The sequence below is a fragment of the Burkholderia sp. BCC1640 genome (assembly GCF_902833125.1).
Lineage (GTDB): Bacteria > Pseudomonadota > Gammaproteobacteria > Burkholderiales > Burkholderiaceae > Burkholderia > Burkholderia diffusa.
In genome coordinates this window covers 135,276-158,582 of the sequence record NZ_CADFEF010000016.1, presented here as the reverse complement: position 1 = coordinate 158,582, position 23,307 = coordinate 135,276, and the positions used below count along the sequence as shown (strand labels likewise).

The window sequence follows — 23,307 nt, the reverse complement described above, 5'->3', positions numbered from 1 at the left end:
GTCAGCGGGTTTCGTTCGCGAGTTCGTCGCGGATCTGTGTCGCCAGTTCGAACGAGCGCACCCGCGCGGCGTGATCGTAGATCTGCGCGGTGATGATGACCTCGTCCGCGCCCGTTTGCGCGATCCGGTCGCGCAGCTTGTCGCGCACTGTGTCGCGCGAGCCGACGGCCGCGAACGACAGCGCGTGTGCGACGTTCGCGAGTTCGAACTCGCTCGCCTCGAGCGTGTCGACGGGCGGCGGCAGCTTGCCCGGCGTGCCGCGGCGCAGGTTGATGAACTGCTGCTGCAGCGATGTGAAGAGGCGCCGCGCCTCGTCGTCGGTATCGGCCGCGAACACGTTGACCCCGACCATCGCATGCGGTTTCGGCCACGCGGCCGACGGCCGGTACTGCGCGCGATAAAGCTCGAGCGCGCGCATCAGATAGTCCGGCGCGAAGTGCGACGCGAATGCGAACGGCAGCCCGAGCATCGCGGCGAGCTGCGCGCTGAAGAGGCTCGAACCCAGCAGCCACACGGGCACGTCCAGCCCCGCGCCGGGCACCGCGCGCACGCGCTGGCCGGGCACCGGTTCCGCGAAGTAGCGCTGCAGCTCGGCGACGTCGTCCGGAAACGCGTCGGCGCTGCCGATCAGGTCGCGGCGCAGCGCGCGCGACGTGGTCTGGTCGGTGCCAGGCGCGCGGCCGAGCCCGAGGTCGATGCGCCCCGGATACAGCGACGCGAGCGTGCCGAACTGCTCGGCGATCACGAGCGGCGCGTGGTTCGGCAGCATGATCCCGCCCGAGCCGACGCGGATCGTCTTCGTCGCGCCCGCCACGTGACCGATCACGACGGCGGTCGCCGCGCTCGCGATGCCCGGCATGTTGTGATGTTCGGCGAGCCAGTAGCGCCGGTAACCGAGACGCTCCGCGTGCTGCGCGAGATCGACGGTGTTGCGGAACGCCTGGGCGGCGTCGGCGCCGGCGGGAATGGGGGCGAGATCGAGTACGGAAAACGGAATCATGGGGTGGCCTTCGAAGGGGGAGGGGCGCGGTGATGCGCATGCGCAACAGATGCCGACGATTTTGCCAAAGGGTTCCGGAACGCGCTGGCGACGCGCGGATACCCATGAGCCTTTCAGGGGTGCAAGGTACGGTCTGGGGATTGTTGCAGAAATCAACCCAATCTCAGAATAATTACCAATCTTTACGGCGATTGGGCATGTCTTCGCATCGACGCACAAATTTCCACGAAACGTTTGATTTTCAAGACTGCAATATGCCTGCAAAGCGCTTACGCTAACGTGAACGAGGTGGTATCAGAATGGTTCGTCGGCCGCACAGCTTTGCCGAAATTGCACCAGTCCGTTTCGCGAGGCGTCCGAGCGCGGGGCGGCGCGGGCTGATAAAATCCGGCGCCTGCCCATGTTGTGCCGATGGCAGCCATTCGAATCTTCCCGCATCCCGTCCCGGGCATCGCGCGAGGATATGCCACGCGAAGCCGGGCATGGCCGCCTTCGGGGACCGGGCCGTGCCTCCCCATTACACAGACGCTGCTGGAACAAGGAGTCGGGTCGTGCCCGCGTTCGTTGCTGTCGGAATATCCAATCACGTTCAACCCGGTTCGATCGATCGGCAGGGCGCGCGCGTTGCCGGAGAGCGTCGCGCATGACGCCGGCCGTCACGTTGCTGGACTGGCTCCTGACGGTGTTTACGCTGGCCGCGGCCGGCTATGCGCTCGTCGCCGCGTTCGCGCCGCGTCCGCGCACGCCGCGCACTGCCGCGCGCGACGGCTTCGAGCCCGTCAGCGTGCTCAAGCCGCTGTGCGGCGCGGAGCCGCACCTGTACGAGAACCTCGCGACGTTCTGCGAGCAGCGCCACCCGCGCCATGAAGTGCTGTTCGGGGTCGCGTCGGCGGCCGATCCGGCCATCGCCGTGGTCGAGCGGCTGCGCGCCGATTATCCGGAATGCGACATCACGCTCGTGGTCGACGCGCGCGTGCACGGCAAGAACCTGAAGGTCAGCAACCTGATCAATCTGGCGGAGCGCGCGAAGTACGGACGCATCGTGATCGCGGACAGCGACATCGCGGTGCAGCCGGATTATCTGGAGCGCGTGACGGCGCCGCTCGCCGACGCGTCGGTCGGGGTCGTCACGTGCCTGTATCATGCGCGCAGCGTCGGCGGGTTCTGGACGCGGATCGGCGCGCAGTTCGTCGATGCCTGGTTCGCGCCGTCGGTACGGATCACGCACCTCGGCCGCTCGAGCCGCTTCGGCTTCGGCGCGACGCTCGCGCTGACGCGGGACACGCTCGACCGGATCGGCGGCTTCATCGCGCTGAAGGACGAACTGGCCGACGATTTCTGGCTCGCCGAGCTGCCGCGCCGCCTCGGGCGGCGCACCGTGCTGTCCGAGGTCGAGGTCGCGACCGACGTGATCGAGCCGTCGTTCGGGCCGCTCTGGCACCGCGAGACGCGCTGGCTGCGCACGATCCGTTCGCTGAATCCGGCCGGCTTCGCGTTCCTGTTCATCACGTTTACCGTACCGTGGCTCGCGATCGGCGCTGCACTGGCACTGCGTCTCGACGGCACCGTCGCCGGCACGCTGGCGGGTGGCGCGGCCGTCGTGGGCGCGTTCGGGCGGCTCGTGCTGCACGCGCGCGGCGAGGACGGCTGGCGCGCGTTCTGGCGCGATCTGCCGCTCGTCGCGGTGCGCGACACGCTGCTCGCGCTCGAATGGCTCGCGGCCGCGTTCGGCACGCACGTCGTGTGGCGTGGCGCGAGGATGACGGTCGTCGGCGGCGAACGCGCGACGGCGGCAGTGGAAGGCGGGGACGGCCGCTGAGGTGTGTTCCCCGAGGGAGCCGGCCATGCGCCCGGCCCCGATCGAATCCGGCCCGAAGGCCGAGACGCGCCGCGCGGCAACGCCGCGCGACGCGACATGACAGAGAGGCGGGCGCCGGCAGGGCGGCCCGCGGTTGATTGACTGAATCGTTGAAACGAATCGAACTATGCAGGCTACCGGAGCATTCATGAAAACGCTGTTCTTGCAGGCCCCTTCGTATGACGGCTTCGACGGCGGAGCCGGCTCGCGCTACCAGGCGAAGCGCGAAATCCGTTCCTTCTGGTACCCGACGTGGCTCGCGCAGCCGGCCGCGCTCGTGCCGGGCAGCCGCGTCGTCGACGCGCCGGCCGACGGCCTGTCGGTCGAAGAGACGCTGAAGATCGCCAATGACTACGACCTCGTGATCATCCACACGAGCACGCCGTCGTTCCCGACCGACGCGATGTTCGCGCAGGATCTCAAGAAGATGAAGCCGTCGATGCTGGTCGGCATGGTGGGCGCGAAGGTGATGGTCGATCCGCACAACTCGCTCACGGCGAGCGAGGCGATCGACTTCGTGTGCCGCGAGGAATTCGACTACACCTGCAAGGAAATCGCCGAAGGCAAGCCGTTCCCCGAGATCAAGGGCTTGAGCTGGCGCGCGAAGGACGGCTCGATCGAGCACAACGAAGCGCGTCCGATCCTCGAGAACATGGACGAACTGCCGTTCGTCGCGCCCGTCTACAAGCGCGACCTGAAGATCGACAACTACTTCATCGGCTATCTGAATTACCCGTACGTCTCGATCTATACGGGCCGCGGCTGCAAGTCGCGCTGCACGTTCTGCCTGTGGCCGCAGACGGTCAGCGGCCATCGCTACCGCACGCGCTCGGTCGAGAACGTGCTCGCCGAAGCGAAGTGGATCCGCGACAACATGCCGGAAGTGAAGGAACTGATGTTCGATGACGACACCTTCACCGACGACCTGCCGCGCGCCGAAGCCATCGCCATCGGTCTGGGCAAGCTCGGCATGACGTGGTCGTGCAACGCGAAGGCGAACGTGCCGTACAAGACGCTGAAGGTCATGAAGGAAAACGGCCTGCGCCTGCTGCTGGTCGGCTTCGAATCCGGCGACGACCAGATCCTCGTGAACATCAAGAAGGGCGTGCGCACCGATTTCGCGCGCCGCTTCAGCGCGGACTGCAAGAAGCTCGGCATCAAGATCCATGGCACCTTCATTCTCGGCCTGCCGGGCGAGACGCAGGAAACCATCAAGAAGACGATCGAGTACGCGAAGGAAATCAATCCGCATACGATCCAGGTGTCGCTCGCCGCGCCGTATCCGGGCACGACGCTCTACAAGCAGGCCGTGGAAAACGGCTGGATGGAAGAGAACAAGACCATCAACCTGGTGAGCAAGGAAGGCGTGCAGCTGGCGGCGATCGGCTATGCGCACCTGTCGCGCGACGAGATCTATCACCACCTCGAGCAGTTCTATCGCCAGTTCTACTTCCGTCCGTCGAAGATCTGGGAGATCGTCCGCGAGATGCTGACGAGCTGGGACATGATGAAGCGCCGTCTGCGCGAAGGCGTCGAGTTCTTCCGCTTCCTGCGCGCGCACGAGGCCTGATTCGTGACGACGCAGCGGGCGGCGCGGGCGCTGATCTTCACCGCGGACGACTTCGGGCTGCACCCGCGCGTCAACGCGGCGGTCGAGCGCGCGCATCGCGACGGCGTGCTGAACGCCGCGAGCCTGATGGTCGGTGCGCCCGCGGCGCAGGATGCGATCGAACGCGCGCGGCGGCTGCCGTCGCTCGCGGTTGGCCTGCACCTCGTTCTCGCGGACGGGCCGGCCACGCTGCCCGCGCATGAAATTCCCTCGCTCGTCGGCCCCGACGGGCGGTTCGGCGATGCGATGGCGAAGGACGGCTGCCGCTTCTTCTTCCTGCCGCACGTGCGTGCGCAGCTGCGCCGCGAGATCCGCGCGCAGTTCGATGCGTTCGCGGCGAGCGGCCTGCCGCTCGACCACGTGAACGCGCACAAGCATTTCCACCTGCATCCGACCGTGCTGTCGATGATCATCGAGATCGGCCGCGACTACGGGCTGCGCGCGGTGCGGCTGCCGTACGAAACGCGCGCGCCCGCGCTGCTCAAGCCGTGGATCGCGCTGGTGCGCGCGCGGCTCGACCGCGCGGGGCTCGCGCATAACGACTATGTGGTCGGGATCGAGCATACGGGCGCGATGGACGAGGCCGTGCTGCTCGACGCGCTCGCGGCGCTGCCGCCCGGCGTCGGCGAGATCTACTGTCATCCGGCGGAAGCGGGCGACGGCCCGATCACGCCGACGATGGCCGATTACCGCCCGGTCGACGAACTGGACGCGCTGCTGTCGCCGCGCGTGGCGGCCGCGCTGAAGGCCGCGGGCGTCGCGACCGGCGGTTTTGCCGACGTGTTCGGCCAGCCGGCGGCGCGGTGCGGCACGCGAGCGTCGCGCGAAGCGGGGGCGCAGCCGTCATGACCAGGTGGATCAAATGGCTCGGCTGGCCGATCGGCATCGGGATCCTGCTCGCGCTCGGTTTGCACGAAGGTATCGGCGACGTGACGCAGATGCTCGAGCGTGCCGGTTTCGCGCTGCTGTGGCTCGTGCCGTTCCACGCGCTGCCGTTGCTGCTCGACGCGTACGCGTGGCACCAGCTGCTCGACCGGCGCGCGTCGCTGTCGTTCCTGTGGTGGGTCGCGACCGTGCGCGAAGCCGTGAACCGGCTGCTGCCGGTGGTCGGGATCGGCGGCGAGCTGGTCGGGATCCGGATGGCCCGCTGGCAGGTGCCCGACGCGAGCCGCGTGACCGCGTCGGTGATCGTCGAGGTGCTGGTGACGATCGTCGTCCAGTATGCATTCGCCGCGCTCGGCCTCGTGCTGCTGCTCGCGACGACGCACGACATGGGCGGCGGCACGATCGGCCTCGCGCTGCTGCTGACGCTGCCGCTGCCGGTGCTCGGCGTCGTGCTGATGCGTCGCGGTGGGATCTTCCATGCGATCGAGCGGTTCGCGGGGCGTCTGCTCGGCGATTCGCACCGGTTGCTGCAGGGCGTCGACGGCCGCCGTCTCGATGGCGACATCGACGCGCTGATGTCGCGCACGGCGCTGCTGTTCAGCGCGTTCTTCTGGCAGTTGTCCGGCTACGTGCTCGGCGCGCTCGAAATCTACTGGGCGCTCGCACTGCTCGGCCATCCGGTATCGATCGGCGGCGCGATCGCGATCGAGGCGATGACGCAGGCCGTGCGGCATGCGGCGTTCATGGTGCCGGGCGGCCTCGGCGTGCAGGAGGCGACCGTCGTGCTGCTCGCGCAGATGTTCGGCGTCGATCGCGAGACGGCGCTGTCGCTCGCGCTGGTCAAGCGCGGCCGCGAGGTGCTGTTCGGCTGCCTGGCGCTCGGTTCGTGGCAGCTGGCCGAACTGGTGCGCACGCGCCGCCGGATCAAGGCGACGCCAGCCGGGGCGCGCACCCCGCAGGCACGCCGCGAGGCCGAGGTGCAAACCGAAACGATGCAGTGAACACGAGACGGGCCGCGCGCCCGTCTCGCGCTTTTGGCGTTGCACGGGTATCCTTGCCGCGTGTTTTCTCGACGCGCATTCCTTCCGATGATTTTCCGTTTCCGGCTGCTTCCCGTGACGATGCTGGCCGCCGCGCTGGCGTTGACCGGCTGCGACGACAAGCAAGGCAATCTCGACGTGCAACGTATCAGGGACTTTTTCAACGCGATCAAGCCGGCGCCGCTGCTGCTCAAGGGGTTGAAGGCCGGCGTATCGACCGAAGCCGACGTGCGCGCCACGATGGGCAAGCCCGAGACCGAGCGCGCGTTCACCGACGGCTCGAAGCGTCTCGAATATCCGCGCGGCCCGATGGGCAACCAGACCTGGTTCGTCGACCTCGACGCGAGCGGGCACTACACGGGCGCGACGCAGGTGCTGACCGCCGAGAACTTCGCGAAGGTGCGTCCGGGGATGACCGAGGACGAGGTGCGGCGCCTGCTCGGCAAGCCGGGCGACATCGCGCAGTACCCGCTGAAGCCCGAGATCGTGTGGAGCTGGCGGTGGCTCGAGGACGGCGTAAACACCGACGCATTCTTCAACGTTCATTTCGGCCCGGACGGGCTTGTCTATACGACTTCGCGCTCCGACATCCTGAAGGGGCGGTGAGACCACCCGCGGCGCTATATCGAAAAAGCGACCGGAAAATTGCAAAAAGTCCGCTTCCCTGCATGTCATCCGACTGTCAGGAAGCGGCTTTTTTCCTTTTGAAACAGTGGCGTAGGCCTTGCCTGCAAATGGTGCGACGAATTGCTGCGACGCAGCAATCGCATGCACGGTGATTTGAGGCAATCAATTTCGCTTGCGACTATCCGCGTCAGCCCGGCGCGGGAAGGTATGCGTGCCGGTGTTCATATCAACACTGGAGACGCGCGTGTTCCTTTACGGCTTTGGTCCTGTCCTCTGGGCCGGCACCGTGCAGACCATCGAGCTGTCGGTGCTGTCGCTCGCCGCTGCGGTGGCGCTGGGGCTGATCGGCGCGGTGGCGAAGCTGTCGCACAACCGGGTGCTTCGAGCGATCGCGACCGGTTATACGACGCTGATCCGCTCGGTGCCCGATCTCGTCCTGATGCTGCTGCTGTTCTACAGCATCCAGATCTGGCTGAACCAGTTCACCGACCTCGTCGGCTGGGACCAGATCGACATCGACCCGTTCGTCGCCGGCGTGCTGACGCTCGGCTTCATCTACGGCGCGTACTTCACCGAGACGTTCCGCGGGGCGTTCCTGTCGGTGCCGCGCGGCCAGCTCGAGGCCGGCGCGGCGTACGGGATGAGCGGGATGCGCGTGTTCGTGCGGATCATGTTTCCGCAGATGATGCGTTTCGCGCTGCCCGGCATCGGCAACAACTGGCAGGTGCTCGTGAAGGCGACCGCGCTGGTGTCGATCATCGGTCTCGCGGACGTCGTGAAGGCCGCGCAGGACGCCGGCAAGAGCACGTTCAACATGTTCTTCTTCATCCTCGTCGCGGCGCTGATCTACCTCGCGATCACGACCGTTTCCAACCTCGTGCTGATCCAGCTCGAGAAGCGTTATTCCATGGGCGTGCGGCACGCAGAACTATGATCGAGATCCTCCAGGAATTCGGCCAGGCGTTCCTTTACTGGGACGGCCAGCGCCTCTCCGGCCTTGCGGTGACGCTGTGGCTGCTCGTCGCGTCGATTTCGCTCGGCTTCGTGTGCGCGGTGCCGCTCGCGGTCGCGCGCGTGTCGAAGAAGAAATGGCTGTCGATGCCGGTGCGGTTCTACACGTACGTGTTCCGCGGCACGCCGCTCTACGTGCAGCTGCTGCTGATGTACACGGGCATGTACAGCCTCGAGTTCGTGCGGTCGCACTCGCTGCTCGACGCGTTTTTCCGCAGCGGCTTCAATTGCGCGATTCTCGCGTTCGCGCTGAACACCTGCGCGTACACGACCGAGATCTTCGCCGGCGCGATTCGCGCGATTCCGCACGGCGAGGTCGAGGCGGCACGTGCGTACGGAATGTCGCCGTTCACGATGTACCGCCGGGTGATCCTGCCGTCGGCGCTGCGCCGCGCGCTGCCGCTGTACAGCAACGAGGTGATCCTGATGCTGCATGCGACCACCGTCGCGTTCACGGCGACCGTGCCCGACATCCTGAAGGTCGCGCGCGACGCCAATTCCGCGACCTACATGGCGTTCCAGTCGTTCGGAATCGCCGCGCTGATCTATCTTGCGGTATCGTTCGCACTCGTCGCGGCATTTCGCCGGGCGGAGCGCCACTGGCTCGCGTATCTCGCGGCCGGCCGTCATTGATTTCACTTCGAGGAGAGCCAGTTGGCCGAGATCACTCAAACGAGCGCGTCCGCTTCCGTCAAGCTTGCCGCCGTCGACATTCACAAGCGCTACGGCGATAACGAGGTGCTCAAGGGCGTGTCGCTGAACGCGAAGGCGGGCGACGTCATCAGCATCATCGGCGCGAGCGGTTCGGGCAAGAGCACGTTCCTGCGCTGCATCAATTTTCTCGAGCGGCCGAATGCGGGGCAGATCGTCGTCGACGGCGAGGCCGTGCGCACGAAGACCGACCGCTCTGGCGCGCTCGAGGTTGCCGATCACAAGCAGTTGCAGCGCATCCGCACGAAGCTCGCGATGGTGTTCCAGCACTTCAATCTGTGGGCGCACATGAACGTGCTCGAGAACGTGATGGAAGCGCCGCTGCACGTGCTCGGCATTTCGAAGAAGGAAGCCGAGGAGCGTGCGCGCGAGTACCTGGAGAAGGTCGGTTTGCCGCCGCGCGTCGAGAAGCAGTATCCGTCGCATCTGTCGGGCGGGCAGCAGCAGCGTGTCGCGATCGCGCGCGCGCTGGCGATGCATCCGGACGTCATGCTGTTCGACGAGCCGACCTCGGCGCTCGACCCGGAACTGGTCGGCGAAGTGCTGAAGGTGATGCAGAAGCTGGCCGAGGAAGGCCGCACGATGATCGTCGTCACGCACGAGATGGGTTTCGCGCGCAACGTGTCGAACCACGTGATGTTCCTGCATCAGGGGCGGACCGAGGAAGAGGGCGATCCGAAGGAGGTGCTGGTGCGTCCGCAGAGCGAGCGCCTGAAGCAGTTCCTGTCGGGCAGTCTCAAGTAACGCGAAAGGCGGGTTTCATACGTGGTACCGGTGTCTCGTCCCGCAGGCGCCACCCGCACGACGCAGGTGGCGATCGTTGCATTGCCGCCCGTGTCGATGTCGGGTGTGGGTCCGATCGTCGATGCGTTGCATCTCGCGAACGAGATCGACGGGCGCTTGCTGTATCGCTGGCAGGTGTGTTCGTGGGACGGGCGGCCGGTGCCGCTCGCCGGCGGTGCGCAGTGGCATGCCGATGCGGCGTTCAACGATGCGATTGCTTGCGACTGGCTGATCGTCGTGTCGGAGCGGTTTCAGCAGTTTGCGGACTATCGGTTGTTTCTCGCGAGTCTCGCGCGGGTCGGGCAGCGCACGCCGGTTGTGACCGGGATTCACCACGGCGTGTGGTGGCTCGCGATGGCCGGGCAGCTTTCCGGATATCGCGTGAGCGTGAACTGGGAGACGTATCAGCAGTTCGCCGAGCAGTTCGAGCGGTCGATCGTCACGCAGCAGATCTTCGAGATCGATCGCGATCGGGCGACGTGTGCGGGCGGGCAGGCGACCGTCGATTTCATGCTGGCCATGATCGGCCGGGAACACGGGGCGGATCTGGGTGAGCGCATTGCCGATGCGCTCGGGGCCGGCACGCTGCGCAGCGGCGAGGAGCGGCAGCGGATTCCTTTCGTGACCGCGCCGGGCGAGCGGCATCCTCGGCTGAACGATGCGTTGCTGTTGATGGAAGCCAATGTCGAGGATCCCTTGACGACCGATGAGATCGCTGGGCTCGTGGGCGTTTCCCGGCGGCAGCTCGAAAGGCTTTTTCGCCAGTATCTCGGGGCGATGCCCTCGAAGTATTACCTCAATCTCCGGTTGCTCAAGGCCAGGACCCAGTTGCAGCGGACCAGCAAGTCGGTGGTTCAGGTCAGTCTCGCTTGCGGGTTTTCTTCGGCTGCGCATTTTTCCAACGCTTATCGCGAGCGGTTTGGTGTGACGCCTCGGGAAGATCGGCGAGCGTGGCTCGAGAAGCAGACCGGCGGGGGCAGTGAGCCTCGTGGGGGGGCGCTGGTCGAGCGTGGTGCCAAGGATTGAGGTTTTTGCGGTGCGCGGTTTGTTGGTGTGAAGCACCTGGGATCGTGTCGGTCTATTAGCGTCGCCCCTGCGCGGGGCGGCGGTTACTTTTCTTTGTCTTGCCAAAGAAAAGTAACCAAAAGAAAGGCGCTCGGATAACGCATGACCTCCCGGTGCCATAGCCATCAAAGTGGCCCTCGCCTAAGCGTCCGCGCCAGGCGGGAACCCGGAGTGGTTCGAGCAATGGGTCTGACATCACTCGCCATCCCCACGGAGCGGTATACCGCCCGCTGGCTCCGTCCTCGCTTCGCTCGGCCGACAGGTCCACCCATCGCCTTTTCAACGCGGTTGGACGAATGTTTTCCAGAATCGTGGTGGGTAGCACATCGATCCAATAAATCGAATTTGTCGTCGCTATGCAGCGGAGCCTCACTGATTCGGCGAACTGATCAGTGGGCGTTCCTGATGACGCGCGCGCTCATGAATTGCGGCTGAAGAACCTTGCAGCCGAGCGAAGCGAGGATGGAGCCAGCGGGCGGTATACCGCTCCGTGGGGTGGCGAGTGATGTCAGACCCATTGCTCGAACCACTCCGGGTTCCCGCCTGGCGCGGACACTTAGGCGAGGGCCACTTGGATGGCCACGGCACCGGGAAGTCATGCGTTATCCGAGCGCCTTTCTTTTGGTTACTTTTCTTTGGCAAGACAAAGAAAAGTAACCGCCGCCCCGCGCAGGGGCGACGCTAATAGACCGACACGACCTCAGGTGCTTCACGCCAACAAACCGCGCACCACCAAACGACCCCAAATAAAGCCCACAAAAAAAACCACCCCCGCCGAAAGGGCAAAATACGGCGAACCATCCGCTTCCGATAGAACCCGTCGCAAATCCGCAAGACGCTTGCGCCACCCTTACCTAAACTTGATCCTGTTGAACCCTCTTACGAAACCGAAAGGAACGACCATGACGACCTCGACCGTGACCCGCCAGACATTCGACGAAGTGATGGTGCCGGTATTCTCCCCCGCGCCGTTCGTGCCGGACCGTGCAGAGGGCTCGCGTGTGTGGGACACGGCCGGCCGCGAATACGTGGATTTCGCCTGCGGCATCGCGGTGACGTCGCTGGGCCACGGCCACCCGGAACTGCTGAAGGTTCTGGACGAACAAGGCCGCAAGCTCTGGCACATCGGCAACGGTTACACGAACGAGCCGGTGCTGCGCCTCGCGAAGCGCCTCGAATCGCTGACCTTCGCCGACCGCGCGTTCTTCGCGAACTCGGGCGCCGAAGCGAACGAAGCCGCCCTGAAGCTCGCACGCCGCGTCGCATTCGACCGCCACGGCGCCGACAAATACGAAATCGTGTCGTTCGTCCAGTCGTTCCACGGCCGCACGTTCTTCACGGTCAGCGTCGGCGGCCAGCCGAAATACTCGGAAGGCTTCGGCCCGGTGCCTGAAGGCATCAAGCACCTGCCGTTCAACGACATCGAAGCCGCCAAGGCCGCGATCGGCCCGCAAACCTGCGCGGTGATCGTCGAGCCGGTGCAGGGCGAAGGCGGCGTGATCCCGGCCGATCCGGCCTTCCTGAAGGCACTGCGCGAAGCCTGCGACGCCAACGACGCACTGCTGATCTTCGACGAAGTGCAAACGGGCGTCGGCCGCACGGGCCAGTTCTACGCGTACATGGACACGGGCGTCACGCCGGACATCCTCACGACCGCGAAGGCGCTCGGCAACGGGTTCCCGATCGGCGCGATGCTGACGACAAACGAACTGGCCGCGCACTTCAAGGTCGGCGTGCACGGCACGACGTACGGCGGCAACCCGCTCGCGTCGGCGATCGCGGACAAGGTCGTCGAACTGATCGGCGACCCGGCACTCCTCGAAGGCGTGCGCGAACGCAGCGTGCGACTGAAGGGCGCGCTGGAACGCATCAACGCACGCTTCGGCATCTTCAAGGACATCCGCGGCAAGGGCCTGCTGGTCGGCGCGGAACTCACCGCCGCATTCGACGGCCGCGCGAAGGACTTCGTCACCGCCGCCGCCGAGAACGGCCTGATCATGCTGATCGCCGGCCCGAACGTGCTGCGCTTCGTCCCGTCGCTCGTGATCCCGTTCGACCTGCTCGACGAAGGCGTGAAGCGCTTCGAGAAGGCGGTCGAGCAGGTGCTCGCGGCCCAGGAAGCCACCGCGCGCTGATCGGCGCACCCATCGCAGACAGGAACGACGATGCTATTTGTTCGCCCCGGCAAACTCACGGATCTCGATGCGCTCACGCACATGGCGCGCACCGCGCAGCCGGTCCTGCACTCGCTGCCGCACGATCGCGCGGCGCTCGAAGCGCGCGTGGCGCTCTCCGAGGATTCGTTTCGCGCGGACGTCGATTTCGCCGGCGAGGAGTTCTACCTCTTCGTGCTCGAGGATTCGTCGACGGGCAAGCTGCTCGGCACGGCGAGCATCGTGGCCGCGGCCGGCTACTCGGAACCGTTCTACGCGTTCCGCAACGACGCACTGATCCACGCGTCGCGCGAGCTGCACGTGAACCGCAAGATCCACGCGCTCACGATGTCGCACGAGCTGACCGGCAAGAGCCGGCTGGCCGGCTTCTACGTCGATCCGTCGCTGCGCGGCGACGCGGCCGCGCACCTGATCTCGCGCGCGCGGATGATGTACATCGCCGCGAACCGCCGCCGCTTCACGCCGGAAGTATTCACGCTGCTGCTCGGCGTGAGCGACGGCACGGGCGCATCGCCGTTCTGGGAAGCGGTGGGCCGCAAGTTCTTCGGCCGCAACTTCACCGACGTCGACATCGCGTCGGGCGGCCGCAGCCGCACGTTCATCGCGGAAGTGATGCCGGCGTATCCGCTTTACGTGCCGCTGCTGCCGGAAGCCGCGCAGCGCGTGCTCGGCGAGCCGAACGAATCGGCGCTGCTCGCGTATGACATCCATCTCGAGGAAGGCTTCGAGCCGGACCGCTTCGTCGACATCTTCGACGCGGGCCCGGTGTTGACCGCGCAGGTCGACCGCACCGCGTGCGTGAAGCATGGTGCGGAGCGCGTCGTGCGCGAGGCCGCGCACCAGCAGGGCGACGTCGCATACATGGTGTCGACCGGCAGCGGCGACTCGTTCCGCTGCGTGCTGGCCGACCTGCCGGGCGACACGGCCGACGCGCGGGGCGCCGATGCGCCGCTGGCCGGCGACGTGCGCGCGGCGCTCGATGTGAAGGAGGGTGACGTCGTGCGTTGCGTGCCGCTGCACCGCCGCGACGATGAAGACATGAAGGGAGACGCAGCATGATCGTCGTTCGGGTCGTACAAACGGGCGACGTCGACGCGCTCGTATCGCTCGCGAAGGAAACCGGGCCGGGCCTGACCACGTTCAAGCCCGATCGCGACGCGCTCGCCGCGCGCATCGAACGCACGCGCCGCACGCTCGACGGCGAGGCGGCGCCGGGCGAAGCCGGCTACTTCTTCGTGATGGAAGAATCGAAGACGGGCGACATCGCCGGCGTGTGCGGAATCGAGTCGCAGGTCGGCCTCGAGCAGCCGTTCTACAACTATCGCGTGAGCACGGTCGTGCATGCGAGCCAGGAGCTCGGCGTGTGGACGCGGATGCACGCGCTGAACATCTCGCACGACCTGACGGGCTATGCGGAAGTGTGCTCGCTGTTCCTGAGCCCGCGCTATCGCACGGGCGGCGTCGGCGGCCTGCTGTCGCGCTCGCGCTTCATGTTCATCGCGCAGTTCCGCGACCGCTTTCCGGAACGCATCTGCGCGGAGCTTCGCGGCCACTTCGACGACGACGGCACGTCGCCGTTCTGGCGCGCGGTCGGTTCGCACTTCTACCAGATCGATTTCAATGCGGCCGACTACCTCAGCTCGCACGGCCGCAAGTCGTTCCTCGCGGAACTGATGCCGCGCTATCCGGTGTACGTCGACCTGCTGCCGCAGGACGCGCAGGACGCGGTCGGCCTCACGCACCGCGACACGCTGCCGGCCCGCAAGATGCTCGAGGCGGAAGGGCTGCGCTACCAGAATCACGTCGACATCTTCGACGCGGGCCCGGTGCTCGAATGCCACGTCAACGACCTGCGCACGGTGCGCGAAAGCGTCGTCGTGCCGGTCGCGATCGGCGAGCCGGACGTCGGAGCCGATGCGCCGGGCGGCCATTCGCCGAAGTCGCTCGTGTCGAATACGTCGCTCGGCGATTTCCGCGTCGGCGTCGCGCCGGGCGTGGTCGCGAATGGCGCGTTCGTGCTGTCGGCCGACGATGCCGCCGCGCTCGACGTGAAGGCCGGCGATCCGGTTCGCGTGCTGCCGCTCAAAGTCAAACAGGGATAAACGAATCATGACGGAACTCTTCATCGACGGCGCCTGGGTCGCAGGCTCGGGCCCCGTCTTCGCTTCGCGCAACCCGGGCACCGATGCGATCGCATGGCAGGGCGGCAGCGCATCGGCGGCCGACGTCGACCGTGCGGTCGCGAGCGCGCGTCGCGCATTCGCCGGCTGGTCGGCACTCGATTTCGAATCGCGCTGCGCGATCGTCAAGCGCTTCGCGGCGCTGCTCACCGAGCACAAGGAAGCGATCGCCACCGCGATCGGCCGCGAGACGGGCAAGCCGCTGTGGGAAGCGCGCACCGAAGTCGCGGCGATGGCCGCGAAGGTCGGCATCTCGATCCAGGCCTATCAGGAACGCACCGGCGAGAAGCGCCAGGACATGGCCGACGGCGTCGCAGTGCTGCGCCATCGTCCGCATGGCGTCGTTGCGGTGTTCGGCCCGTACAACTTCCCCGGCCACTTGCCGAATGGCCATATCGTGCCGGCGCTGATCGCGGGCAACACGGTCGTGTTCAAGCCGTCGGAGCTCGCGCCGGGCGTCGCGCGCGCGACGGTCGAGGTGTGGCAGGAAGCCGGGCTGCCGGCTGGCGTGCTGAACCTCGTGCAGGGCGAGAAGGACACGGGCATCGCGCTCGCGAATCATCGGCAGATCGACGGGCTGTTCTTCACCGGCAGCTCGGACACCGGCACGCTGCTGCACAAGCAGTTCGGCGGCCGTCCGGAAATCGTGCTCGCGCTCGAGATGGGCGGCAACAACCCGCTCGTGATCGGCGAAGTCGAGGACATCGACGCGGCCGTGCATCACACGATCCAGTCGGCGTTCCTGTCGGCCGGCCAGCGCTGCACGTGCGCACGCCGCATCTTCGTGCCGCAGGGCGCGTTCGGCGACCGCTTCCTCGCACGTTTCGCCGACGTCACGTCGAAGATCACGGCCGACGTGTTCGACGCCGATCCGCAGCCGTTCATGGGCGCGGTGATCTCGGCCCGCGCGGCCGCGAAGCTCGTCGACGCGCAGTCGCGGCTGGTCGAGCAGGGCGCGAAGCCGATCATCGCGATGACGCAGCGCGATCCGCGCCTGGGTTTCGTGAACGCGTCGATCATCGACGTGACCGGCGTGGCGCACCTGCCCGATGAAGAGCACTTCGGCCCGCTCGCGCAGATCGTTCGCTACGCGACGTTCGACGAAGCGATCGAGCGCGCGAACGACACGGCGTTCGGCCTGTCCGCCGGCCTGCTGGCCGACGACGCGCACGCATGGGACCACTTCCGCCGCACGATCCGTGCGGGGATCGTCAACTGGAACCGCCCGACCAACGGCGCATCGTCGGCCGCGCCGTTCGGCGGCACGGGCCGCTCGGGCAACCATCGGCCGAGCGCGTACTACGCGGCCGACTATTGCGCGTATCCGATGGCGTCGGTGGAAAGCACCGAATTGACCTTGCCCGCGAGCCTGTCGCCGGGCCTGCATTTCTGATCGAGGGAACGACGATGAACGCACAAGAAGCCAATTTCGACGGACTCGTCGGCCCGACCCACAACTACGCCGGGCTGTCGTTCGGCAACGTGGCGTCGCTCAACAACGAGAAGTCGGCCGCGAACCCGAAGGCCGCCGCGAAGCAGGGGCTGCGCAAGATGAAGCAGCTCGCGGATCTCGGTTTCGCGCAAGGCGTGCTGCCGCCGCAGGAGCGTCCGTCGCTGCGCCTGTTGCGCGAGCTCGGCTTCTCCGGCAAGGACGCGGACGTGATCGCGAAGGCCGCGAAGCAGGCGCCCGAATTGCTCGCCGCGGCGAGCTCGGCGTCGGCGATGTGGACCGCGAATGCGGCGACCGTCAGCCCGTCGGCCGACACGAGCGACGGCCGCGTGCACTTCACGCCGGCCAACCTGTGCAGCAAGCTGCATCGCGCGATCGAGCACGAGGCGACGCGCCGCACGCTGTCGACGCTGTTCGCCGATCCCGCGCACTTCGCGGTGCACGAGGCGCTGACGGGCACGCCGGCACTCGGTGACGAGGGAGCCGCGAACCATACGCGCTTTTGCGCGGAATACGGCCAGCCGGGCGTCGAGTTCTTCGTGTACGGCCGCGCGGAATACCGCCGCGGCCCGGAGCCGAAGCGCTTCCCGGCTCGCCAGACCTTCGAGGCGAGCCGCGCGGTCGCGCATCGCCACGGTCTCGCCGAAACGGCGACGGTCTATGCGCAGCAGGATCCGGACGTGATCGATGCAGGCGTGTTCCACAACGACGTGATCTCGGTGGGCAACCGCGACACGCTGTTCACGCACGAGCGTGCGTTCGTCAACAAGCAGGCGATCTACGACACGCTGACGGCCACGCTCGACGCGCGCGGCGCGCGGCTGAACGTGATCGAGGTGCCCGAAGCGGCCGTGAGCGTGAACGACGCGGTGACGTCGTATCTGTTCAACAGCCAGCTGCTGTCGCGCGCGGACGGCTCGCAGGTGCTCGTCGTGCCGCAGGAATGCCGCGAGAACGCGAACGTCGCCGCCTATCTGGATCAGCTTGCGGCCGGCAACGGCCCGATCCGCGACGTGCTGGTGTTCGACCTGCGCGAAAGCATGAAGAACGGCGGCGGCCCCGCGTGCCTGCGCCTGCGCGTCGTGCTGAACGAAGCCGAGCGTGCGGCCGTCACGTCAAACGTGTGGATCAACGACACGCTGTTCGCATCGCTCGACGCGTGGATCGAAAAGCATTACCGCGATCGTCTCGCCCCGGAAGACCTCGCCGATCCGACGCTGCTCGACGAATCGCGCACGGCGCTCGACGAGCTCACGCAGATCCTGCGTGTCGGGTCGCTGTATGACTTCCAGCGCTGAGTCCCGCATGCCGGCCGCCGCGCTGCTCGACGACTTCCTCGCGTTCACGCTCGCGGGCGACGCGCCGGCCGTGAAGGACGGCACGTGCGCGGACAGTGCGGTGCGCTGGCAATGGCTCGGCGACGGGCTGCTCCAGCTCGAGCCGGCGTTGGCCGACGGGGCCGGCGACGCGGCGAGCGTGCTCGTGTCGGCCGGCGTGCATGGCGACGAGACCGCGCCGATCGAGCTGCTGTCGATGCTCGTGCGCGATCTCGCGGCGGCCACGCTGCCGCTCGCGTGCCGATTGCTCGTCGTGCTCGGCAACGTGCCGGCGATGCGCGCGGGCGAACGCTATCTCGACGACGACCTGAACCGCCTGTTCAGCGGCCGCCACACGCAAGTGCCCGCGAGTCGCGAAGCGCCGCGCGCGGCGCAGCTTGAAGCGGCGGCCGCCGCGTTCTTCGCGGCCGCGCCGGCGGGCGGCGCGCGCTGGCACGTCGACATGCACACGGCGATCCGCGCATCGGTGTTCGAGCAGTTCGCGCTGCTGCCGCACACGGGCACGCCGCCGACCCGCGCGATGATCGAATGGCTCGGCGATGCGCGCATCGCGGCCGTGCTGCTGCATACCGCGAAGGGCAATACGTATTCGCATTACACGGCCGAGCATTGCGGCACGCTCGCATGCACGCTCGAACTCGGCAAGGTGCGGCCGTTCGGCCAGAACGATCTGTCGCGCTTCGCGCCGGCGGACCGCGCGGTGCGCAAGCTCGTCTCGGGCGCGTGGGGCGGCCATCCGTCGCGCGACGTCGACCATCCGCCGTTGCCGCGCGTGTTCACCGTGATCGACCAGATCACGAAGCAGAGCGACGCGCTCGAATTGTTCGTCGCGGCCGACGTCGCGAACTTCACCGCGTTCGCGCGCGGCACCGTGCTCGCGCAGGACGGCGACTATCGCTACACGGTGCAGCACGACGAGGAGCGCATCGTGTTTCCGAATCCGACCGTGAAGCCGGGTTTGCGCGCGGGCCTGCTCGTCGTCGACACGACGCGCGAGACGCTCGCCGCACTCGTCTGACAAAAAAACGGTTGCGCGCGGTTACGGTGATCCGTCGCCCGCGCATCGTCCCGCAGCATCCCCGAATTGCGTCGACGCACGCATGCCGCGCAGACGGCCCGCGCGTCGCGCCTTGCGTATTTGCGACATCGTCTTGCAAGTTCGACGGCGCATCCGGCCGTCATCGCGCATGCAGTGCAGCATCGTGTGCCGGCGGCCGCTTTGCCGTATCAGGCCGCGCGGATTGGTACAATCGCGGCCTTGCGGCTGTTGCGCCGCATCAAGGTACGGCATCGGCATTGTCGTTGTCATCCGACCCTGCAATGATGCATGTGCCCGTAGTTCCGGAACATTCGAGTATCGAGGAGAACACCTGATGAAGTTGGATTGGCGTAAAGTGGCCGCGCACGCGGTAGTGGCGGCATCGGCCGTGGCGGCAGGCAGCGCGATGGCTGCGGATCTGAAGGAGATCCGGTTCGGCGTCGAGGCCTCGTACGCGCCGTTCGAATACAAGACGCCCGACGGCAAGCTGACCGGCTTCGACATCGACATCGGCAACGCGGTGTGCGCGAAGCTGAAGACGAAGTGCGTGTGGGTCGAGAACGACTTCGACGGCCTGATCCCCGCGCTGCAGGCGCGCAAGTTCGATGCGATCAACTCGGACATGACGATCACCGACCAGCGCAAGCACGCGATCGCGTTCACCGATCCGATCTACACGATTCCGAACCAGCTGATCGCGAAGCAGGGCAGCGGCCTGCTGCCGACCCCGCAAGCGCTGAAGGGCAAGCGCGTCGGCGTGCTGCAGGGCACGATCCAGGAAGCGTACGCGAAGAAGAAGTGGGCGCCGGCCGGCGTCGATGTCGTGCCGTACCAGACGCAAGACCTGGCCTACGCCGACCTGAAGTCGGGCCGTCTCGACGCGACGTTCCAGGATTCGGAAGCGGGCTCGAAGGGCTTCCTGTCGAAGCCGCAAGGCCAGGGCTTCGGCTTCGCCGGCGGCACGGTCAGCGATGCGGAGATCCTCGGCTCGGGCGTCGGTTTCGGCCTGCGCAAGAACGACGCGGCGCTGAAGACGGCGCTCGATCAGGCGCTGAAGGAACTGAAGGCCGACGGCACGATCGACAACCTCGCGAAGAAGTACTTCAGCGTGCCGGTCACGCTCAAGTAAGCGCTTCGATCCGTCGCACCATGCAGCCGGCCGCTTTCGCGGCCGGTTTGCTTTTGGGGCGCCGCTTGCGTTACGCGGGGAAGAACCGCCCCAGTTCGCGCGCGAGCTCGTTGAGCACGCTCATCTCCTGCTGCGTGATCTTGCGCGCCGGCTGCGCACCGGCCCAGTCGCCGTACAGCAGGCCGACGGTCTTCGTGCCGACGCGCACCGGCAGCAGCACGAACGCGCGCGTGTCGGGAAGCGCATCGAGATACCACGCGGGCAGGCGCTTCACCATCTTCGGGTCCTGCGCTTGCTCGATGAAGATGCCGACCGAGTTCGTGATCGCGAGATGGAACACGTCCGGCTCGAAGCGCTCGTCGAAGCACAGGCGGTCGAGCGCCGCGTCGACGTCCGGGCCGAAGCCGAGCCGCGCGGCGAACGCGCCGTCTTCACGGCGCACGAACATCACGGTGCGCGTGAACGCGAGGCCCGCCAGCAGGCTTTCCGACGCGAGCGCGAGCACCGGCGTCAACACATGCTCGGACGGCAGCGCGCGCAGGTCAGCGAGACCGGCTTCGAGGCATGCCTCGGGCTCGGGCTGCGCCCGCGCGATCGCGTCGGCGTTCGCGCGCAGCTCGACGATCTCGCGCATCACGGTGTCGCTCGCTTCCTCGCGTGCGAGTCGGTCGGCGATTTCCACCAGCGCGCCGGCGTCGATGTCCAGTTCCTGCTCGTAGTGCTGCGCGAGCACTGCGATATGCGCATCGCGCTGCGGGCCCGCGGGCATCGCGAGCGCACCGGCGACGTCGGTCGAGCAGCGGCTCACCGCGCGCAGCCAGCGCACGCGCTCGGGGCTGTCGTCGGCGCAGGCGTCGCGGGGCCGCTGGCGGTCTTCGTCGATGTCGTCCTCGTCGGCGCTGGCCGCGTGTGCGCTGCCGCCGTCGCCGTCGGCCATGCCCGCGCGGATCACGTCGGGCAGCCGCCAGCTCGCGGCGGCCTCGAGACCGATTTCGTCGAAGCCGACGCCCAGCACGTCGACGCACGCGGCCGCTTCGTCGCCGTTCAGCTCGGCGGCACGACGCCGGATCCGGTCCCATTCGCTGTCGAGATAGCAGACCACCAGCAGCTTGCCGACCTGACGCATCAGCGTGCAGACGACGGCTTCCTCGCCGCCGCGCAACTCGGCATGCTCGGTCAGCTTGCGGGCGACGCAGCCGGACAGCAGCGCGCGGTTCAGCTCGAGCTTCGCGTCGATGCGGCGCGGGGTGCTGTGGTGGAAATGGTCGACCAGCTTGAGTCCGACGACGAGATGGCCGACGGTGTCCATGCCGAGCACCATCAGCGCCCGCGTGACGGTCGTGATGTTGCCGCCGAACGCCATGTACATCGCGGAATTGGCGAGCCGCAGGACTTTCTGCGTGAGCGCGAAATCCGACAGCACGACGCGCACGAGCGCGGTGAAGTCGAGATCGTCGTTCTTCATCGCGGCCATCGTCGCGCGCAGCGACTCCGACAGCAGCGGGAAGTCGCCCCGTTCGTTCATCCGGGCCCACAGCTTGTCGAGCAGCGCCGTGCGGGGCAGGTGTGCGGTGATTGACATACGGATCTATCCGGTTCGCCGCGCGCGTCAGGCGGCGTGCAGGCGCAACTGCTGCGCCTCGAAGCGCCGCGCGAGCTCCTCGGACGGCAGCGCCTGACAGACGAGCCAGCCCTGGATGTGGTTGCAGCCCATCTCGGTCAGCAGCTCGCGCTGTGCCTCGGTCTCGACGCCTTCCGCGACGAGCTCGAGATCGAGCGTTTGCGCGAGGCCGACCACCGCCGACACGATCGCGCGATCGTTGCGCGACGTCAGCAGGTTCTCGACGAAACTGCGGTCGATCTTCAGCTTCGCGAGCGGGAAGCGCTGCAGATACGCAAGGCTCGAATAGCCGGTACCGAAATCGTCGATCGCGAAGCGGATGCCGAGCGCGGTCAGCTCCTCCAGCAGCCCCTTCGCCTGCACGGGGTCGTGCATCAGCAGGCTTTCGGTGATTTCCAGCACGATGCGGCGCGGGTCGATGCCCGTCAGCGCGATCGCCTCGCGCACGCTTTGCGTGAAGCGCGGGTCGCGGAACTGCTGCGGCGACACGTTGACCGCCACGTACTGCAGCGCGAGCCCCTGGCGATCCCAGGCGACGAGCTGCATGCACGCGGCCTTGAGCACCCAGTTGCCGAGATAGTTGATGAGGCCGATCGATTCGGCGAGCGGAATGAAGGTCGCCGGGGGCACGAGGCCGTGCACCGGATGGCGCCAGCGGATCAGCGCCTCCACGCCGTCCACCGTCCCCGACTGGCTGCGCGTGATCGGCTGGAAGTGCAGCGAAAACTCGCCGTTGCGCACGCCGTCGTACAGGTCGGCCTCGAGCTTCAGCCGTTCCGCGTCGGCCGGATCGTCGACCGGTTCATGGAACGCGAGCGCATTGCCGCCGGACGCCTTTGCCTGCGCGAGCGCATGGTCGGCGCGGCGCAGCAGCGGGCTGTGATGCTGGGCGCGATGGGGCGCGGCGCGCTCGTCCGGGTACAGCGCGATGCCGATGCTCGCGGACAAGTGGACGGTCTGCCCCTGATACGCGTAAGGTTCGCGCACCGCGGCCTGCAGCCGGCGCGCGAGCGCGTCGGCGGCATTGCTCGCGCGCGTGCGGTCCGGCGCGGTGAACACGATCGCGAACTTGTCGCTCGCGACGCGCGCGAGCTGTTCGCCGGGTGCGACGAGCGCCTGCAGCCGCTGCGCGGTGTCGCGCAGCAGCGTGTCGCCGGCGTCGTAGCCGAGCGCGCGGTTGATGCGCTGGTAGTCGTCGAGGTCGAGCAGCAGCAGCGCCGCGCAGGTGCCGCTTTCGTCGGCGGCCTGCTGCGCGCGCATCAGCGCGGGCACGAGCGCGGACAGATTGTCGAGCCCCGTCATCGGATCGTGGTGCATCTCGTACGTCAGGCGCGCCTCGAGCGCGCGCCAGGCCGACACGTCGAAGGCCGCGATCGCGAAGCCGTCGACGCCGTGGTGGCGGCTTTTGAACGCGCGGATCTCGACGTCGAGCGGGTAGGTGAGCGACTTGACGATGCACATCGTCGCCTTCTCGACCTGGCCGGAACGCGCGGCGCGCGCAAGCAGGCCTTCGAGCACCGCGGTATCCTGTTCCGCGATCAGGTCGCGCAGCGTCAGCGTGTGCAGGTAGTCGCGGTGATAACCGATGAAGCGCAGGCTCGCGTCGGACACGTACAGAAAGCGCAGCTCGCGATCGACATGGGCGAGGAAATCCACCGTGCCGACCGTCTGTTCCAGCCAGTTGCGCACGGTGTCGTCGCGGCGCGGCGCACCGGCGCGCGCAGGCATCAGCGCGCCGCCCGACCAGGCGAAGCGGCGCAGCGTATGCAAGGCATTGCGCCAGGAGCC

At 67.2% G+C, this 23,307-nt stretch carries 19 protein-coding genes; 16 read left to right on the top strand and 3 right to left on the bottom strand.

The annotated features are described in order from the left end of the window. Window position 1: 1 nt before the first annotated feature. Complete coding sequence (locus tag HWX25_RS18990) at window positions 2-1,000, bottom strand: LLM class flavin-dependent oxidoreductase (RefSeq protein WP_175909679.1); 999 nt, start codon at window positions 998-1,000, stop codon at window positions 2-4. A gap of 643 nt (window positions 1,001-1,643) precedes the next feature. On the opposite strand from HWX25_RS18990, the gene hpnI reads away from it, so the two are divergent. The 16 genes from hpnI to HWX25_RS18910 all read left to right on the top strand — a co-directional run bounded on the left by hpnI (window position 1,644) and on the right by HWX25_RS18910 (window position 19,898). Beyond that, the gene (gene hpnI / locus HWX25_RS18985) at window positions 1,644-2,819 is read left to right on the top strand and encodes a bacteriohopanetetrol glucosamine biosynthesis glycosyltransferase HpnI (protein ID WP_175909676.1); all 1,176 of its coding nucleotides are present in this window, start codon (window positions 1,644-1,646) and stop codon (window positions 2,817-2,819) included. Between the two features lie 166 nt (window positions 2,820-2,985). Beyond that, the gene (gene hpnJ / locus HWX25_RS18980) at window positions 2,986-4,428 is read left to right on the top strand and encodes a hopanoid biosynthesis associated radical SAM protein HpnJ (RefSeq protein WP_306426965.1); all 1,443 of its coding nucleotides are present in this window, start codon (window positions 2,986-2,988) and stop codon (window positions 4,426-4,428) included. A gap of 3 nt (window positions 4,429-4,431) precedes the next feature. Further along, window positions 4,432-5,316: a hopanoid biosynthesis-associated protein HpnK gene (gene hpnK, locus HWX25_RS18975; RefSeq protein ID WP_175909674.1), complete on the top strand. Its 885-nt coding sequence runs from the start codon at window positions 4,432-4,434 to the stop codon at window positions 5,314-5,316. Then, on the top strand, window positions 5,313-6,353 hold the full coding sequence (locus HWX25_RS18970) for a lysylphosphatidylglycerol synthase domain-containing protein (RefSeq protein WP_175909672.1): 1,041 nt from the start codon (window positions 5,313-5,315) through the stop codon (window positions 6,351-6,353). Before hpnK ends, HWX25_RS18970 begins: the two co-directional genes overlap by 4 nt. A gap of 87 nt (window positions 6,354-6,440) precedes the next feature. Further along, window positions 6,441-6,998, top strand: coding sequence for a hypothetical protein (locus HWX25_RS18965; protein WP_059815955.1), 558 nt, complete (start codon window positions 6,441-6,443; stop codon window positions 6,996-6,998). Between the two features lie 265 nt (window positions 6,999-7,263). Beyond that, complete coding sequence (hisQ, locus tag HWX25_RS18960) at window positions 7,264-7,953, top strand: histidine ABC transporter permease HisQ (RefSeq protein WP_059523652.1); 690 nt, start codon at window positions 7,264-7,266, stop codon at window positions 7,951-7,953. After that, window positions 7,950-8,663 (top strand): ABC transporter permease, encoded by a 714-nt coding sequence (locus tag HWX25_RS18955; protein WP_059447650.1) that lies wholly within the window; start codon window positions 7,950-7,952, stop codon window positions 8,661-8,663. Before hisQ ends, HWX25_RS18955 begins: the two co-directional genes overlap by 4 nt. Window positions 8,664-8,684: 21 nt before the next feature. Further along, window positions 8,685-9,485 (top strand): ATP-binding cassette domain-containing protein, encoded by an 801-nt coding sequence (locus HWX25_RS18950; protein ID WP_175909670.1) that lies wholly within the window; start codon window positions 8,685-8,687, stop codon window positions 9,483-9,485. 21 nt (window positions 9,486-9,506) lie between these two features. Next, the gene (locus tag HWX25_RS18945; protein WP_059815947.1) at window positions 9,507-10,550 is read left to right on the top strand and encodes a GlxA family transcriptional regulator; all 1,044 of its coding nucleotides are present in this window, start codon (window positions 9,507-9,509) and stop codon (window positions 10,548-10,550) included. Window positions 10,551-11,491: 941 nt separating this feature from the next. Further along, a complete protein-coding gene (locus HWX25_RS18940) occupies window positions 11,492-12,724 on the top strand; it encodes an aspartate aminotransferase family protein (RefSeq protein WP_175909668.1) in 1,233 nt (410 codons plus the stop codon). 30 nt (window positions 12,725-12,754) lie between these two features. Further along, window positions 12,755-13,822 (top strand): arginine/ornithine succinyltransferase subunit alpha, encoded by a 1,068-nt coding sequence (gene aruF, locus HWX25_RS18935; protein ID WP_175909666.1) that lies wholly within the window; start codon window positions 12,755-12,757, stop codon window positions 13,820-13,822. Continuing rightward, window positions 13,819-14,865 carry an arginine N-succinyltransferase gene (gene astA / locus HWX25_RS18930; protein ID WP_175909664.1) on the top strand — a complete coding sequence of 349 codons (1,047 nt, stop codon included), beginning with the start codon at window positions 13,819-13,821 and terminating at the stop codon, window positions 14,863-14,865. Before aruF ends, astA begins: the two co-directional genes overlap by 4 nt. 7 nt (window positions 14,866-14,872) lie before the next feature. Beyond that, window positions 14,873-16,336: a succinylglutamate-semialdehyde dehydrogenase gene (gene astD, locus HWX25_RS18925; RefSeq protein WP_175909662.1), complete on the top strand. Its 1,464-nt coding sequence runs from the start codon at window positions 14,873-14,875 to the stop codon at window positions 16,334-16,336. A 14-nt stretch (window positions 16,337-16,350) separates the two neighbouring features. Beyond that, window positions 16,351-17,691, top strand: a complete 1,341-nt coding sequence (gene astB, locus HWX25_RS18920; protein ID WP_059815932.1) for an N-succinylarginine dihydrolase — start codon at window positions 16,351-16,353, stop codon at window positions 17,689-17,691. 7 nt (window positions 17,692-17,698) lie between these two features. Then, window positions 17,699-18,748, top strand: coding sequence for a succinylglutamate desuccinylase (gene astE / locus HWX25_RS18915; protein ID WP_175909718.1), 1,050 nt, complete (start codon window positions 17,699-17,701; stop codon window positions 18,746-18,748). Between the two features lie 355 nt (window positions 18,749-19,103). Then, complete coding sequence (locus HWX25_RS18910; RefSeq protein ID WP_059467138.1) at window positions 19,104-19,898, top strand: ABC transporter substrate-binding protein; 795 nt, start codon at window positions 19,104-19,106, stop codon at window positions 19,896-19,898. 70 nt (window positions 19,899-19,968) lie between these two features. On the opposite strand, the gene HWX25_RS18905 is transcribed toward HWX25_RS18910, so the two are convergent. Further along, window positions 19,969-21,480 (bottom strand): HDOD domain-containing protein, encoded by a 1,512-nt coding sequence (locus tag HWX25_RS18905; protein ID WP_175909660.1) that lies wholly within the window; start codon window positions 21,478-21,480, stop codon window positions 19,969-19,971. 27 nt (window positions 21,481-21,507) lie between these two features. Further along, window positions 21,508-23,247 (bottom strand): sensor domain-containing phosphodiesterase, encoded by a 1,740-nt coding sequence (cdpA, locus tag HWX25_RS18900; RefSeq protein ID WP_208456631.1) that lies wholly within the window; start codon window positions 23,245-23,247, stop codon window positions 21,508-21,510. Window positions 23,248-23,307 lie beyond the last annotated feature (60 nt).

Coding starts and splice junctions, on each gene's coding strand:
- HWX25_RS18990 (WP_175909679.1), bottom strand. CDS start 1,000: ATGATTCCGTTTTCCGTACTCGATCTCGCCCCCATTCCCGCCGGCGCC.
- hpnI (WP_175909676.1), top strand. CDS start 1,644: ATGACGCCGGCCGTCACGTTGCTGGACTGGCTCCTGACGGTGTTTACG.
- hpnJ (WP_306426965.1), top strand. CDS start 2,986: ATGCAGGCTACCGGAGCATTCATGAAAACGCTGTTCTTGCAGGCCCCT.
- HWX25_RS18970 (WP_175909672.1), top strand. CDS start 5,313: ATGACCAGGTGGATCAAATGGCTCGGCTGGCCGATCGGCATCGGGATC.
- HWX25_RS18965 (WP_059815955.1), top strand. CDS start 6,441: ATGATTTTCCGTTTCCGGCTGCTTCCCGTGACGATGCTGGCCGCCGCG.
- HWX25_RS18955 (WP_059447650.1), top strand. CDS start 7,950: ATGATCGAGATCCTCCAGGAATTCGGCCAGGCGTTCCTTTACTGGGAC.
- HWX25_RS18940 (WP_175909668.1), top strand. CDS start 11,492: ATGACGACCTCGACCGTGACCCGCCAGACATTCGACGAAGTGATGGTG.
- aruF (WP_175909666.1), top strand. CDS start 12,755: ATGCTATTTGTTCGCCCCGGCAAACTCACGGATCTCGATGCGCTCACG.
- astA (WP_175909664.1), top strand. CDS start 13,819: ATGATCGTCGTTCGGGTCGTACAAACGGGCGACGTCGACGCGCTCGTA.
- astD (WP_175909662.1), top strand. CDS start 14,873: ATGACGGAACTCTTCATCGACGGCGCCTGGGTCGCAGGCTCGGGCCCC.
- astB (WP_059815932.1), top strand. CDS start 16,351: ATGAACGCACAAGAAGCCAATTTCGACGGACTCGTCGGCCCGACCCAC.
- astE (WP_175909718.1), top strand. CDS start 17,699: ATGCCGGCCGCCGCGCTGCTCGACGACTTCCTCGCGTTCACGCTCGCG.
- HWX25_RS18910 (WP_059467138.1), top strand. CDS start 19,104: ATGAAGTTGGATTGGCGTAAAGTGGCCGCGCACGCGGTAGTGGCGGCA.
- HWX25_RS18905 (WP_175909660.1), bottom strand. CDS start 21,480: ATGTCAATCACCGCACACCTGCCCCGCACGGCGCTGCTCGACAAGCTG.
- cdpA (WP_208456631.1), bottom strand. CDS start 23,247: ATGCCTGCGCGCGCCGGTGCGCCGCGCCGCGACGACACCGTGCGCAAC.